The sequence below is a fragment of the Enterobacter sp. WP_7_1 genome (genome assembly GCF_003688535.1).
GTDB lineage: Bacteria > Pseudomonadota > Gammaproteobacteria > Enterobacterales > Enterobacteriaceae > Enterobacter > Enterobacter asburiae.
The window spans coordinates 1,647,401-1,661,339 of sequence record NZ_REFK01000001.1; the positions used below are offsets into that span (position 1 = coordinate 1,647,401).

Sequence of the window (13,939 nt, forward strand, 5' to 3'; positions counted from 1 at the left end):
TCGCTCCTTACGCTTTCTCGATGTTGACCAGAAACGCCTTGTACTCCGGCGTTTGCGAATTGGAATCGCCGACGTTTGGCGTCAGGGTGTTGGCGATGTAGCCTTTCTGCGCCACGCCCTCAAAGCCCCAGTGCAGCGGGATCCCAACGGTTTCCACCTGCTGGCCATGCACGTTCAGGCTTTGAAGACGACGCGTCACCACCGCCACCGCGCGAATAAACCCGCGCTTGCTGCTCACCTTCACGCGGTCGCCGTTGGCGATCCCTTTCGCCTTCGCCAGGGTTTCGCTGATCTCCACAAACTGTTCCGGCTGCGCGATGGCGTTAAGCCGCGCGTGCTTGGTCCAGGTATGGAAATGCTCGGTCAGGCGGTAGGTCGTCCCGACGTACGGGAACTTGTCCTTTTTGCCTAAGCGCAGGACGTCCTCTTCGTAGATACGCACCACCGGGCTGGAGATCACGTTCGGGTGCAGCGGGTTGGTGCCCAGCGGCGTTTCCATCGGCTCGTAGTGTTCCGGGAACGGCCCTTCCGCCAGCTTGTTGAGGGCAAACAGGCGCCCCAGCCCTTCCGGCTGCATGATAAACGGCCCGGTGTTGCTGTCCGGCGCGGCGGTGTTGTAGTCCGGGATATCGTTCCCCGTCCATTTCTCCCCGTTCCACTGGATCAGCATGCGTTTGGGATCCCACGGCCTGCCGTTAACGTCAGCAGACGCGCGGTTGTACAGCACGCGACGGTTCAGCGGCCACGCCCATGCCCAGCCCAGCGTGTTGCCCAGCCCTGACGGGTCGGCGTTGTCGCGGTTGGCCATCTGGTTGCCCTGCTCCGTCCAGCTGCCGGTGTAGATCCAGCAGGACGACGCCGTCGTGCCGTCATCGCGCAGCAGCGCGAAGCTGTTCAGCAGCTGGCCTTTCTTCGCCACAAGGTTGCCGTTAGCGTCATAGAGATCCGCCAGCGCCACGCCGTTGTTCTCTTTGGCGACTTCCTCTGACTCAGGACGGTCCGGCTGCTTGTAGTGCCAGCCCATTTTTAACAGCGGCTCAGCGCCCTTGCCGCCTTCGGTGCGGTACATCTCGCGCAGGCGATGGTAAATCCCGGCCAGGATTTCGCCGTCGTTACGCGCTTCGCCCGGCGCATCCTGGCCTTTCCAGTGCCACTGCAGCCAGCGGCCGGAGTTGGCAATAGAGCCGTCCTCTTCCGCAAAGCAGGTGGACGGCAGGCGGAACACTTCGGTCTGAATCGACGCCGGATCAACATCGTTCGATTCCCCGTGGTTCTGCCAGAAGGTGGACGTTTCGGTCACCAGCGGATCGATAACCACCATGTACTTCAGCTTGCTCAGGCTGCGAACGACTTTGTTTTTGTCCGGGAAGGAGGCCACCGGGTTGAAGCCCTGGCAGATATACCCCGTGACGTTGCCTTTATCCATCATGTTGAAGTACTTGATGACGTCGTACGCCTGGTCCCACTTCGGCAGCCACTCAAAGCCCCAGTCGTTCTCCTTCTGGGCCGCATCGCCGTAGAAGGATTTCATCAGGCTGACGTAGAACTTCGGATAGTTGCTCCAGTAGTTCACCTGGTCCGGCAGCGTCGCTTTCGGCGTATTGGCCTCAAGATACGTTTGCAGATCCGCCTGCTTTTCCGACGGCAGCGTCAGGTAGCCCGGCAGGCTGGTTGACAGCAGGCCAAGGTCGGTGAGCCCCTGAATATTGGAGTGACCGCGCAGCGCGTTCACGCCGCCGCCCGCCATCCCCATGTTGCCGAGCAGCAGCTGGATCATCGCCATGGTGCGGATGTTCTGCGCGCCGACGGTATGCTGCGTCCAGCCCAGCGCGTACAGGAACGTCGTGGTTCTGTCTGCGGCGCTGGTTGAGGCCAGCACTTCACACACCTTCAGGAAGTCCGCTTTCGGCGTGCCGCAGATGTTTTCCACCACGTCCGGCGTGTAGCGGGAAACGTGCTGCTTCAGCAGATTCCACACGCAGCGCGGGTGCGTTAGCGTTTCATCACGCAGCGCATAGCCGTTTTCGTCGAACTGATAGTTCCAGGACGTTTTATCGTACTGGCGTTTTTCGGCGTCATAGCCGCTAAACAGACCGTCATCGAAGGCAAAATCATCCCGTACCAGCAGGTTCGCGTTGGTGTAGTGCTTAACGTATTCCGCGTTAATTTTGTTGTTTTCGATCAGGTACAGCAGTACCCCGGACAGGAACGTAATGTCCGTGCCGGAGCGGATTGGCGCATAGATATCGGCCACCGATGCCGTGCGCGTAAAGCGCGGATCGACGACGATAAGCGTCGCATCGTTGTTATTTTTCGCCTCCATCGCCCAGCGGAATCCCACCGGATGGGCTTCTGCGGCGTTACCGCCCATCACCACCACGACGTTAGCGTTTTTGATATCAACCCAGTGGTTGGTCATCGCACCGCGACCAAATGTTGGAGCAAGACTTGCTACCGTTGGTCCGTGTCAGACGCGCGCCTGGTTGTCTACCGCCAGCATGCCAAGAGAGCGCACAAATTTTTGCGTCAGCATGCCGGTTTCATTACTTGCCGCAGACGCGCACAGCATCCCGGTGGAAAGCCAGCGGTTAACCGTTACGCCCTGGGCGTTCTTTTCAATAAAGTTGGCGTCGCGGTCGGCTTTCATTAGTTTGGCAATACGGGAGAAGGCCTCATCCCAGGAGATACGCTGCCATTTATCAGAACCCGGCGCGCGGTATTCCGGGTAGCGCAGGCGATTTTCGCTGTGCACATAGTCAAGCAGCCCGGCCCCTTTCGGGCAAAGCGCTCCGCGGCTTACCGGATGATCAGGATCTCCTTCAATATGGTAAATCGCTTCTCTGGCGTTCTTCGCGCCATCGCCCAGGCTATACATCAAAAGCCCACAACCTACGGAGCAGTATGTGCAGGTGTTACGGATCTCTTTCGCGCGCAGTAGCTTATAGTTGCGTGCCTGAGCCAGCGCCATTTTGGGAGCAAATCCCAGCATGGCTGCCGTTGTTCCGGCCATACCGCCCGCGCAGATTTTGAAAAATTGTCTGCGGCTGACGTCCATTGTTGTCCTCGTTTTCGAATAAGACTTCGCGCCGCAAACTAGCAGTTACTCCCCTGATTTTTTTGCGTCAAATCAAGGTCATCTTTCTTCCCCCCCTTAATAGTCACCCCCGGTATATTTAAATACCCCTTTTTGATTAACGGTTTAAGAGAATAATGGGCGACAGCGTCAGGATGAATGCGATACATTTTTCCTTTGATTTTTATTGCAATGGCGAAGTAATGGACAGAAAAAGAGCAACGCTTATTGGGCTGGCGGCAATACTGTTATGGAGCACCATGGTCGGCCTTATTCGCAGCGTGAGTGAGGGACTGGGCCCTGTAGGCGGTGCGGCGATGATCTACTCCCTCAGCGGATTACTGTGCCTGGTGACGGTAGGATTTCCTGATATCAGGCGGTTTTCACCCCGCTATCTTATTGCCGGCAGCGTTTTATTTGTCAGCTACGAAATATGCCTGGCGCTGTCGTTGGGCTATGCCGCAACGCGTTCGCAGGCTATTGAAGTGGGCATGGTCAATTACCTTTGGCCAAGCCTGACCATTGCGTTTGCCATTTTATTCAACGGACAGAAATCAACCCTGTGGGTGATCCCCGGCTTAGCCGTCTCATTGCTGGGCGTCTGCTGGGTATTGGGCGGTGAACAGGGTTTACATCTGGATGAAATAACCCGCAATATTGTGTCCAGCCCGCTGAGCTACGCGCTGGCGTTTGCCGGGGCATTTATCTGGGCCGCCTACTGCACCGTCACTGCCAAATTTGCGAAAGGACAGAACGGCATCACCCTGTTTGTTTTGCTGACCGCGCTGAGCCTGTGGGTGAAATATGCCCTGAGCGATCAGCCCGAGATGGTGTTCACGCTTCCGGTGGTGGTGAAACTCGTCATGTGCGGTATCGCGCTTGGGTTTGGATACGCCGCATGGAATATTGGCATTCTTCACGGGAACGTCACGGTACTGGCTGCCGTATCGTATTTTACCCCTGTCCTCTCAGCCGCGCTTGCCGCCGCAGTGCTGAGTTCCCCCCTCTCTTTCTCGTTCTGGCAGGGCGCGCTGATGGTCTGCGCCGGGTCGTTGCTCTGCTGGTACGCAACAAGACAATAATGCCGGTTTTGCTGTCGAGAAATATTTATCCCGACAGCAAATAATTAACATAAATTTAATATGTGAGCGCACGCCAAAATATTCATCTGAGCACTAGAGCACGTGTTTAGATTCTGTTTATATTCCACCCCCTTTCGTAAATCCCGCCCCTCACGAATTGACATAAATTGACACCAGAAGGTTATTAATGCGCTTCAAATACTCACAAGGTTAATAGCACAAAGTGCAATAGTATGTTTCTGTTTATTTCAGTTACCAGAACGGAAATTCCGTGCATTACGAGTCCAAAGCAAGGCATTACGGCTATAATGACCATTCACCGCTCCCAAATGAACGGAAATTCCGATAATTACCACTTTTTATAAAACCCTTAGGAAACTATATTCACAGCAATCAACCCGACAATTAGTTGATTAAATACTAATCATTTGACGCTATTTCATCGTCATATACCCGATCTCGATCACACTAAATGAAATTATTGCTAATAATTTGAAACTTATTATTGAAATAGGACTACAAGATTTTTAAAAATAGCATGCCATTGACGATTGGCCTCGTTTAGAAATCGTTCAAAGTGGCTCAGGAAATACCAAAGAAAATTATAAGGAACATTTAAGATGAAACTTAAATTAGTTGCAGTGGCAGTGACTTCCATGTTGGCAGCAGGCGTTGTAAACGCGGCTGAAATTTATAACAAAGACGGTAACAAGCTGGATCTGTACGGTAAAGTAACAGGTCTGCACTATTTCTCTGATGATACTGATAACGACGGCGACAAAACTTACGTTCGTCTGGGCTTCAAAGGCGAAACTCAGATCAACGATCAGCTTTCCGGTTACGGCCAGTGGGAATATGAGTTCAAAGGCAACCGTTCTGAATCACAGGGCTCTGACGGCAGCAAAACTCGTCTGGCATTTGCGGGCCTGAAATTCAACGAATTCGGTTCTTTCGACTACGGTCGTAACTACGGTGTTGCTTACGACATCGGCGCATGGACTGACGTTCTGCCAGAGTTCGGTGGCGATACCTGGACCCAGACCGATGGCTTTATGACTGGCCGTACGACTGGCGTTGCAACCTACCGTAACACCGACTTCTTCGGTCTGGTTGACGGTCTGAACGTTGCCGCTCAGTACCAGGGTAAAAACGACCGTAACGACATCACCGAAGCGAACGGTGACGGCTGGGGTCTGTCTTCTACCTATGAAATGGACGGCTTCGGTGTCGGTGCAACCTACGCGAAATCTGACCGTACTGACCGTCAGGTTGCTGCAGGTCGCGTCGCTAACACCGTTAACGCTGGCGGTGAGAACGCAGAAGTATGGGCTGCTGGCCTGAAATATGATGCGAACAACATCTATCTGGCAACCACCTACTCTGAAACCCGCAACATGACCAACTTTGGTAGCGGTTATATCGCGAACAAAGCTCAGAACTTCGAAGTTGTTGCTCAGTACCAGTTCGACTTCGGCCTGCGTCCGTCCATCGCTTACCTGAAATCCAAAGGTAAAGACCTGGGTTCATACGGCGACCAGGATCTGGTTGAATACGTTGACGTTGGTGCGAGCTACTACTTCAACAAAAACATGTCTACCTATGTTGATTACAAAATCAACCTGGTTGACGACAACAGCTTCACCAAAGCAACTGGCGTTGCTACCGACAACATCGTAGCTGTAGGCCTGACCTACCAGTTCTAAGATTTGTCACGATAAAAGGCCAGCCCATGCGGCTGGCTTTTTTTATACGGATTTCTGGCGTCAAAAAGGAGTACGCCATGCACATATTCAAAGGACGCTGCTTGTGCGGAATGAGTCAGTTCAGCGTGAGCCTCAACAATTTTGACGTATACGCATGTCACTGCACCCAATGCCAGAAGTGGTCGGGCGGCATTGCCATGTATCTTGAGCCGCAGGGCGAACCGCTTCTTGAGCAAGGCTCCATCGCCCCTTCTCATTTTGCATCATCGGCGCGCGGCGAACGCTGGTTCTGTCCCGGCTGCGGCTGCCCGCTGTGGTTCAAACTGACCTCCACGTCGCGCTATTTCATTCCCTGGACGCTGCTTGAGATGGGCGAAGATGAGCGACGCCGGCTGGTGCTCGCCGCGGAAATCTACACCGAAACCCAACCCGCGTTTTTTGGCCTGACCGGGCAATACGCACGCTACAGCGGTTCGGAAATTGAAGCGCTTGATAAGCACTGCCTGCTTACGCCGTAAGCGGTTCGACGCCTGCAGCGCGACGAAGCCAGCTTTGCAGCAGCTTACCGTCCTCGGTCATCTCTGAATCGGCACGCGTGCAGAGATAATAGTCGCGCCCGTCGTCAATGGGTAAGTCAAATATCTTCACCAGCTCGCCGCTCTCAAGATAAGGCGCGATCAGCGGCTCGCGCATCAGCGCGCAGCCCAGCCCGGCCTGTACGCCCGCCAGCGTCAACAGCCCGTCTTCAAACAGGGGGCCGCTGCGCCGCAGAGATCGTTTTACCCCCTGCAACTGAAACCACTGCGGCCAGCTGGTGCGCTCCTCATCATGCAGCAGCGGCATTTGCAGCAGTTGCTCAGGCGTATCGATATGCCCATGAATGCGCAAAAACGCGCGGCTACACACCGGAACCATCTGTCCGGAAATCAGCTTTTCGCTCTGATAGCCCGCCCACTGGCCGTTACCAAAACGAATCGACATATCCGAGGCATCGCTCAGATAGTTACGATGGTTGGCATACACAACGTTGATCTCGGTCTGCGGATTAGCGCGCATGAAATCAGGCAGACGCGGGATAAACCACCCCATGCCAAAAAGCGGGATCAGGCTGATGGTGACCTGACGCGTTTGCGCCTGCTCTGCCAGATGCTCCGTTGCCTGTCGCAACACGTTAAACGCCGCACGGATCGAGCGGTAATATTCACGTCCGTGCTGGCTCAGCACCAGCCTGCGCCCCTGACGTTCCGTCAGCGGCATTTGCAGATAGCCTTCGAGCACCTTGAGCTGATGACTGACCGCCGACGGTGAGATATCCAACTCCTGCGCGGCCAGCGTGACGCTGCCCAGCCGGGCGATGGCCTCGAAGGCACGGACAGCCCGAAGCGGCGGATCGTTTGCCAGGCGACTGTCCGCATACGCGGACAAACCCGACGATTGTTCTGTTTTATTCATATGTTGATTTCTTTAGGCTTTACACCTTAAAACTCGATTACATTATCTTTATATAAATCATTAAGATAAAGCAATAGCGGTTTATCATAAGAAATAATATATGTGTATTTTACAATTTAATTCATTTATCGGATGGTAGCCGCAGAAAGAAGACTTTGCGGGAACAGACGTTGGATACACTCATACAACAACTGATCAACGGCGTGATGCTGGGAAGCATTTACGCGCTGATCGCGCTGGGCTATACCATGGTGTATGGCATCTTGCGCATTATTAACTTTGCTCACGGCGATATTCTGATGGTCGGTGCGCTCACCACGCTTTCCGCCATTAACGCCCTGAACGCCACCTTTCCGCACATGCCGCTGCTGTTGCAGCTTGGCGTTGCCCTGGTGATTGCCATGGCCGTTTGCGCCCTGCTGGCAATGGCCGTGGAGCGCTTTGCCTACCGCCGACTGCGCAACGCCCCGCGCCTGGCGCCGCTGATCTCGGGTATCGGCGTCTCGGTCCTGCTGCAAACCGTGGCGATGATTATCTGGACGCGCAACCCGCTGATGTTCCCGCAGATCCTGCCCATGGAACCTATCGCCGTGACGTCAGGAAGCGAACTGCATCCCCCCGCCATTGTGACCGTCACCGGCATTGTTACCGTGGCGCTGGCGCTTGCGGTGATGACCGGGCTATGGCTGCTGGTGGAATACACCCGCCTGGGGCGCGGCATGCGCGCCGTGGCGGAAAACCCGCGCGTTGCCACGCTGATGGGGGTTAACCCCAATGCCATTATTACCCTGGCGTTCGCCATTGGCGGCGTATTTGCCGCGCTGGCAGGCGTGATGATGGCCAGCAACTACGGCAACGCCAGCTTCTCAATGGGCTTTTTGCCCGGGATCAAAGCCTTTACCGCCGCCGTGCTGGGCGGCATTGGCAACATTCGTGGCGCAATGATTGGCGGGATCCTGCTCGGCATTATCGAAGCGCTGGGCGCAGGTTACCTGGGTGAACTGACCAACGGCGTCTTCGGCAGCAACTATCAGGACGTTTTTGCCTTCATGGTCCTGATTCTGGTGCTGGTCTTCCGTCCGGTAGGCCTGCTGGGCGAGCGCGTGGCGCACAGGGCGTAAGGAAAAAGATGACGACTCTTCAACTACAAACCCCGGCGGCAACGCGCAAATTCTGGTCAGGCATGGTTCTGTTCTGCCTTGCGCTGCTGGTTGCGCCCGCGGTGGCCACGCAGCTTGGCGGCAACTACTGGGTGCGCGTTATCGACTTCGCCCTGCTCTACATCATGCTGGCGCTGGGGCTAAATATTGTGGTGGGCTATACCGGACTGCTGGATATGGGGTTTATCGCCTTTTACGCGGTCGGCGCCTATCTCGCCGCACTGATGGCCTCGCCGCACCTGCTGGAGGTGTTTCCTCTCCTCGGCGTCTGGTTCCCGGACGGGCTGCACACCTCATATCTGCTGATTATTCCGCTGGCGGCGCTCGTCGCTGCGGTCTGCGGCATTTTACTGGGTGCTCCCACGCTGAAGCTGCGCGGGGACTATCTGGCGATAGTGACCCTCGGCTTTGGCGAAATCATCCGCATCCTGATGCGCAACCTCGACCGTCCGGTGAACATCACCAACGGTGCGAAGGGCATCACCGGGATGGATACGCTGAATCTGTTCGGCCTGAAGTTCAGCGGCGTATACCACTGGTTTGGTTTCAAAGTGCCCGCCCTGTGGCTGTGGTACTACCTGCTGATGCTGGTGATTGTGGCGATTATTTTTGTCTGCCTGCGCCTGCAGCATTCCCGTATTGGTCGCGCCTGGCACGCCATCCGTGAAGATGAGGATGTGGCCCGCGCGATGGGCATTAACGTGCGTAACTATAAGCTGCTGGCCTTTGCGATGGGTGCCTCTTTTGGCGGCGTGGCGGGAGCCCTGTTCGGCGCGTTCCAGGGCTTTGTCTCCCCGGAATCCTTCACGTTACAGGAATCCATTGCCGTGCTGGCGATGGTGGTGCTGGGCGGGATGGGACATATTCCGGGCGTGATCCTCGGCGCGATACTGCTTACCGCCCTGCCGGAACTGCTGCGCAGTCAGGCAGCCCCGGTTCAGCAGGCGCTGTTCGGTACGGTACTGATTGACCCGGAAGTGCTGCGTCAGCTGTTCTACGGCCTGGCGCTGGTGCTGGTCATGCTGGTGCGTCCTGCCGGGATTTGGCCGGTACGCCACAAGGAGGTGAATACATGAGTCTATTAACCGTACGCAACATATCAAAACGCTTCGGCGGGCTTACCGCCGTGGACGACGTTTCGATCGCCGTGAACAAGGGCGAGATCTACGGCCTGATTGGTCCTAACGGGGCGGGAAAAACCACCTGTTTTAACCTGATCACCGGGCTTTATCCGGCGGACAGCGGTGAATTTTCAATTGCCGATAAGCCCTATTTTCCAAAGCACATTGAGAAAGTCACCGCCGCCGGGATTGCGCGCACCTTCCAGAACGTGCGCCTCTTTAACGACATGTCGGTGCTGGAAAACGTGATGGTGGGTCGCCACGTGCGCACCCGTAACGGCCTGTGGGCCGCGCTGAGCCGCCACAAATGCGCTCGCGCGGAAGAGAAGCAGACCCGGGAGCTGGCCTGGCACTGGCTGGAGTACACCGGCATTGCGAAGTTTGCGCACTACCGCGCCTGCGATCTGGCCTATGGCCATCAGCGCCGTCTGGAGATTGCCCGCGCGCTGGCAACGGAACCGCTGCTGCTGGCGCTGGACGAACCCGCCGCCGGGATGAACGCAGCGGAAAAAGTGGCGCTCGGGGAGCTGCTTATCCGCCTGCGCGACGACGGCAAAACCCTGCTGATGATTGAACATGACGTCAAGCTGGTGATGGGCATCTGCGATCGCCTGACGGTGCTTGATTACGGTAAAACGCTCGCCAGCGGCACGCCGGAGAGCGTGCGCCGCGACCCGGCAGTGATCGCCGCCTGGCTTGGAGGCAACGCCCATGTCTGAATTACTGAAGGTGGAACGCGTGGACGTGCATTACGGCGGAATTCAGGCCGTACGCGATGTCTCTTTTACCCTGCACGAGGGCGAACAGGCTACGCTGATCGGCGCTAACGGCGCGGGGAAAAGCTCCACCGTGCGCGCCATTACCGGGCTGGAAAGCTTTAGCGGCCGTATTGAATTCAACGGTAAAACGGTGCGTAAGCACAGGCCCGAAACCCTGCTCCGTGACGGACTGGTGATGGTCCCGGAAGGACGCGGGATCTTCTCCCGAATGACGGTGCTGGAAAACCTGCAGATGGGCGCCTGGCTCAGACGTGACGCTGTCACCGTTAAGCGCGAGATGAACGAGATCTTCGAACGCTTCCCGCGCCTGGGAGAACGCCAGCATCAGCTCGCCGGCCTGCTTTCCGGCGGAGAACAACAGCTGCTGGCCCTTAACCGCGCCCTGCTCAGCCGCCCGCGCCTGCTGATCCTCGACGAACCCTCGATGGGCCTTGCACCGAAGATGGTCGAAAACATTTTTGCCGTCATTGCCAGCCTGCGCGAGCGCGGCGTTGCCCTGCTGCTCATCGAACAAAACGCTCGTCTCGCGCTGGAAGTCACCGACAGCGCGTGGGTGATGGACAGCGGCAGCATCGTTCATCATGGCGAATCGAAAGCGCTGCTCAATGATGACCAGATTGCACAGATTTATTTGGGCGAAATGCCCGTTTAACAACACCAGCCAACATCAGGGAAAAACAATGAAAACAGTAAAAATCAGTGCGCTCAGCGCCGCTATCCTCCTCGGCAGTTTTGCCTCGACGGCCGCGTGGGCAGCCGACGGTGAAACCGTGGTTATCGGTCTGGCAGGCCCGCTCACCGGCCCGTCCGCCCGTATCGGTAAAGATCTGGAGAACGGCGCGCAGCTGGCCATTGACGATATTAACAAGCAGCACCCGACCATCGGCGGCAAAGCGGTGACCTTCAAACTGCAGTCCGAAGACGATCAGTCCGACCCGCGCACCGCCGTGGCCGTGGCGCAGCGTCTGGTGGATAGCGGCGTGGCGGGCGTGGTCGGCCACTGGAACACCGGTACCAGCATTCCTGCCGCACGTATCTATCACGATGCGGGCATCGCACAGGTGGCACCGGTCGCGACCGGTCACGCCTATACCAAACAGGGTTTTGATACCAGCTTCCGCGTGATGGGCCACGACGACGACGGCGGTCAGCTAGCCGGCCAGTACGCGGTTAATACCCTGAAAGCCAAACGCATTGCGGTGATCGACGACCGTACCGCCTTTGGTCAGGGACTGGCGGACCAGTTTATTAAATCGCTTGAAGCGCAGGGCGTGAAGGTTGTCGATCGTCAGTACGTTGATGACAAAACGGTGGACTTCAGCGCCGTGCTGACCGCTATTCGCAGTAAAAACGCCGATCTGATCTTCTTCGGCGGCGTCGACAGCCAGGCCGCACCGCTGGCGCGTCGTATCAAACAGCTGGGCATGAACGCCACGCTGATGGGCGCAGGCGGATTTGTCAGCCAGACGTTCCTGCAGCTGGCGCAGAAAGAAGGCGAAGGCGTGGTTGCCCTCGAACCAGGTCTGCCCGTTGAGCAGATGCCGGGCGGTAAAGCGTTCGAACAGGCGTACCAGTCACGCTACCACACCCATATCGAACTGCACGCCCCGTTCGCCTATGACGCCACCCGCGTGCTGGTTGCGGCGATGGAAAAAGCAGACTCCGTTGAGCCGTCCGACTATCTGCCCGCCCTGCGCGCCATCAGCTACTCCGGCGTCACTGGACAGATCGCGTTTGATAAAGAAGGTAACCTGAAATCGCCGTCCTTCACCGTTTACAAAGTTGTCGACGGCAAATGGCAGCCGCAGACCGTGCTGGGTGGCGCAAAAGCGAAGTAACGCAGCGAGGGCAATGTGATGAGTGATAATAACGAGCTGGGCATTCTCGCCCGCCGCAAAATTGAAGCAGAAATTATTAAGCCAATTTATGAAATCCTGGTGCGCGAGATAGGGAAAACCCGCGCCCAGGCGGTCATTGGCGAGGCTATCGAGCAGGCCGCGATTGACGCAGGCAAAGCGTTTGCCAGCAAAGAACCCAACGGCGCGGACGTCAGGAGCTTCATCGCTCTGCAGTATCTGTGGGAAAAAGATAACGCGCTTGACGTGAAGGTGATCGAAGCCAACGACCAGCAGTACAACTACAACGTAACCCGCTGCCGCTACGCGGAGATGTATCACGAAATGGGGCTGGGCGAGATTGGTCATCTGCTTTCCTGCGCGCGCGATGAAAAATTCATCGTTGGCTATGCGCCGGACGTGAAGCTGACCCGCACGACCACCATCATGCAGGGCGGTTCGTGCTGTGATTTCCGCTACCGCAGCAGTAAGGACAAGACATGATCCGCGTCAACGCCGAACGGCTGTGGTCAACGCTTGAGATGATGGCGCAGATCGGCGGCACGCCCGCCGGCGGCGTGACCCGTCTGGCGCTGAGCGAGGAAGACCGCATTGCGCGTAACCTGCTGCGCGACTGGGCGCTGGACGCGGGTTTCACCTGTGAGGTCGACAGCATGGGCAATATGTTTATCCGTCGCGCGGGGAAAAACCCGCAGCTTGCCCCGGTCATGACGGGTTCGCATGTGGATACCCAGCCGCTGGGCGGTAATTACGACGGGGTTTACGGCGTGCTGGCCGGGCTGGAGCTGCTGCGAACCCTTAACGATCATAACGTTAAGACCGAGCGTGACGTGGTGCTGGTGAACTGGACTAACGAAGAAGGCGCGCGCTTTGCGCCGGCCATGCTCTCTTCAGGGGTCTGGACGGGACAGTTTAGCGAAGCGTACGCGCATGCCCGCGCGGATAACGATGGCACTACCGTGGGCGAAGCGCTGGAGAGCATTGGCTACCGGGGTGAAACCCCTGCCCGCGCGTTTCCCGTTCACGCCTGCTACGAACTGCACATCGAACAGGGCCCAATCCTGGAAGATGAAGCCATCGATATCGGGTTAGTCCGCGCGGCAATGGGCCAGCGCTGGTTTATCCTGACGCTGGACGGATTCGCCGCCCACGCGGGCACGACGCCGATGCACAGCCGCCGCGACGCGCTGACCGCCTTCGCAGAGCTGGCGCTGAAGGTGGAAGAGATTGGCTATCGGCATGCGCCGGACGGACGCGCGACGATCGGTATGGCGAAGGTTACGCCAAACTCGCGCAACGTTGTGTCGTCCCGCGTGGAATGCAGCGTTGAGTTTCGCCATCCGGCATCGGATGCGCTGGTAGCGATGGAGGCGGCGCTGCATCAGGCTGCGGAGAGCCTGGCCGCCCGCGGCGTGACGGCTAACGTCGAGCGCATTTTTGACTACGCGCCAATTGCGTTTGATGCCGAATGCCTGGCTCGTACGGAGAAGGCCGTAGCGGCACTGGGCTATACGTCGAAACCGATGGTCTCCGGTGCGGGACATGACGCCTGCTATGTCAGCAAAATTGCGCCGGCCAGCATGATCTTTATTCCCTGCGTGAAAGGCGTCAGCCATAACGAAGCGGAAAGGATCCTGCCGGAATGGTCAGAAAAAGGGGCGAATGTGTTATTGCATAGCGTCCTGTCTGCGGCCCTTGAGAGATAGAACGGTG

At 57.0% G+C, this 13,939-nt stretch carries 12 protein-coding genes; 10 read left to right on the forward strand and 2 right to left on the reverse strand.

What is annotated here, in order from left to right; translation table 11 throughout:
• Positions 1-7: 7 nt before the first annotated feature.
• The gene (gene fdnG / locus BJ885_RS08270; protein ID WP_121931675.1) at positions 8-3,055 is read right to left on the reverse strand and encodes a formate dehydrogenase-N subunit alpha; all 3,048 of its coding nucleotides are present in this window, start codon (positions 3,053-3,055) and stop codon (positions 8-10) included.
• Positions 3,056-3,276: 221 nt separating this feature from the next.
• On the opposite strand from fdnG, the gene yddG reads away from it, so the two are divergent.
• From yddG to BJ885_RS08285, 3 genes are all read left to right on the forward strand, one after another.
• A complete protein-coding gene (yddG, locus tag BJ885_RS08275; protein WP_121931676.1) occupies positions 3,277-4,155 on the forward strand; it encodes an aromatic amino acid DMT transporter YddG in 879 nt (292 codons plus the stop codon).
• 620 nt (positions 4,156-4,775) lie between these two features.
• Entirely contained in the window at positions 4,776-5,858 is a 1,083-nt protein-coding gene (ompC, locus tag BJ885_RS08280) for a porin OmpC (protein WP_029741107.1), read from the forward strand.
• 77 nt (positions 5,859-5,935) lie between these two features.
• Positions 5,936-6,376: a GFA family protein gene (locus BJ885_RS08285; protein ID WP_029741106.1), complete on the forward strand. Its 441-nt coding sequence runs from the start codon at positions 5,936-5,938 to the stop codon at positions 6,374-6,376.
• Here BJ885_RS08285 and BJ885_RS08290 read toward each other — a convergent pair.
• Positions 6,366-7,310: a LysR substrate-binding domain-containing protein gene (locus tag BJ885_RS08290; protein WP_121931677.1), complete on the reverse strand. Its 945-nt coding sequence runs from the start codon at positions 7,308-7,310 to the stop codon at positions 6,366-6,368. The genes BJ885_RS08285 and BJ885_RS08290 overlap by 11 nt on opposite strands.
• A gap of 170 nt (positions 7,311-7,480) precedes the next feature.
• On the opposite strand from BJ885_RS08290, the gene BJ885_RS08295 reads away from it, so the two are divergent.
• Genes BJ885_RS08295 through BJ885_RS08325 form a run of 7 tightly spaced genes read left to right on the forward strand, consistent with a single transcriptional unit; the run spans position 7,481 to position 13,932 of the window.
• Positions 7,481-8,431 carry a branched-chain amino acid ABC transporter permease gene (locus tag BJ885_RS08295; RefSeq protein WP_121931678.1) on the forward strand — a complete coding sequence of 317 codons (951 nt, stop codon included), beginning with the start codon at positions 7,481-7,483 and terminating at the stop codon, positions 8,429-8,431.
• Between the two features lie 8 nt (positions 8,432-8,439).
• Positions 8,440-9,546 carry a branched-chain amino acid ABC transporter permease gene (locus BJ885_RS08300; RefSeq protein ID WP_121931679.1) on the forward strand — a complete coding sequence of 369 codons (1,107 nt, stop codon included), beginning with the start codon at positions 8,440-8,442 and terminating at the stop codon, positions 9,544-9,546.
• Positions 9,543-10,310 (forward strand): ABC transporter ATP-binding protein, encoded by a 768-nt coding sequence (locus tag BJ885_RS08305; protein ID WP_121931680.1) that lies wholly within the window; start codon positions 9,543-9,545, stop codon positions 10,308-10,310. Before BJ885_RS08300 ends, BJ885_RS08305 begins: the two co-directional genes overlap by 4 nt.
• Positions 10,303-11,022 carry an ABC transporter ATP-binding protein gene (locus BJ885_RS08310; RefSeq protein WP_121931681.1) on the forward strand — a complete coding sequence of 240 codons (720 nt, stop codon included), beginning with the start codon at positions 10,303-10,305 and terminating at the stop codon, positions 11,020-11,022. Before BJ885_RS08305 ends, BJ885_RS08310 begins: the two co-directional genes overlap by 8 nt.
• 28 nt (positions 11,023-11,050) lie before the next feature.
• Positions 11,051-12,208 (forward strand): branched-chain amino acid ABC transporter substrate-binding protein, encoded by a 1,158-nt coding sequence (locus tag BJ885_RS08315; RefSeq protein ID WP_047647638.1) that lies wholly within the window; start codon positions 11,051-11,053, stop codon positions 12,206-12,208.
• Positions 12,209-12,226: 18 nt separating this feature from the next.
• Positions 12,227-12,709, forward strand: coding sequence for an L-2-amino-thiazoline-4-carboxylic acid hydrolase (locus BJ885_RS08320; protein ID WP_121931682.1), 483 nt, complete (start codon positions 12,227-12,229; stop codon positions 12,707-12,709).
• The gene (locus BJ885_RS08325) at positions 12,706-13,932 is read left to right on the forward strand and encodes a Zn-dependent hydrolase (RefSeq protein ID WP_121931683.1); all 1,227 of its coding nucleotides are present in this window, start codon (positions 12,706-12,708) and stop codon (positions 13,930-13,932) included. The genes BJ885_RS08320 and BJ885_RS08325 overlap by 4 nt, the downstream gene beginning before the upstream one ends.
• Positions 13,933-13,939 lie beyond the last annotated feature (7 nt).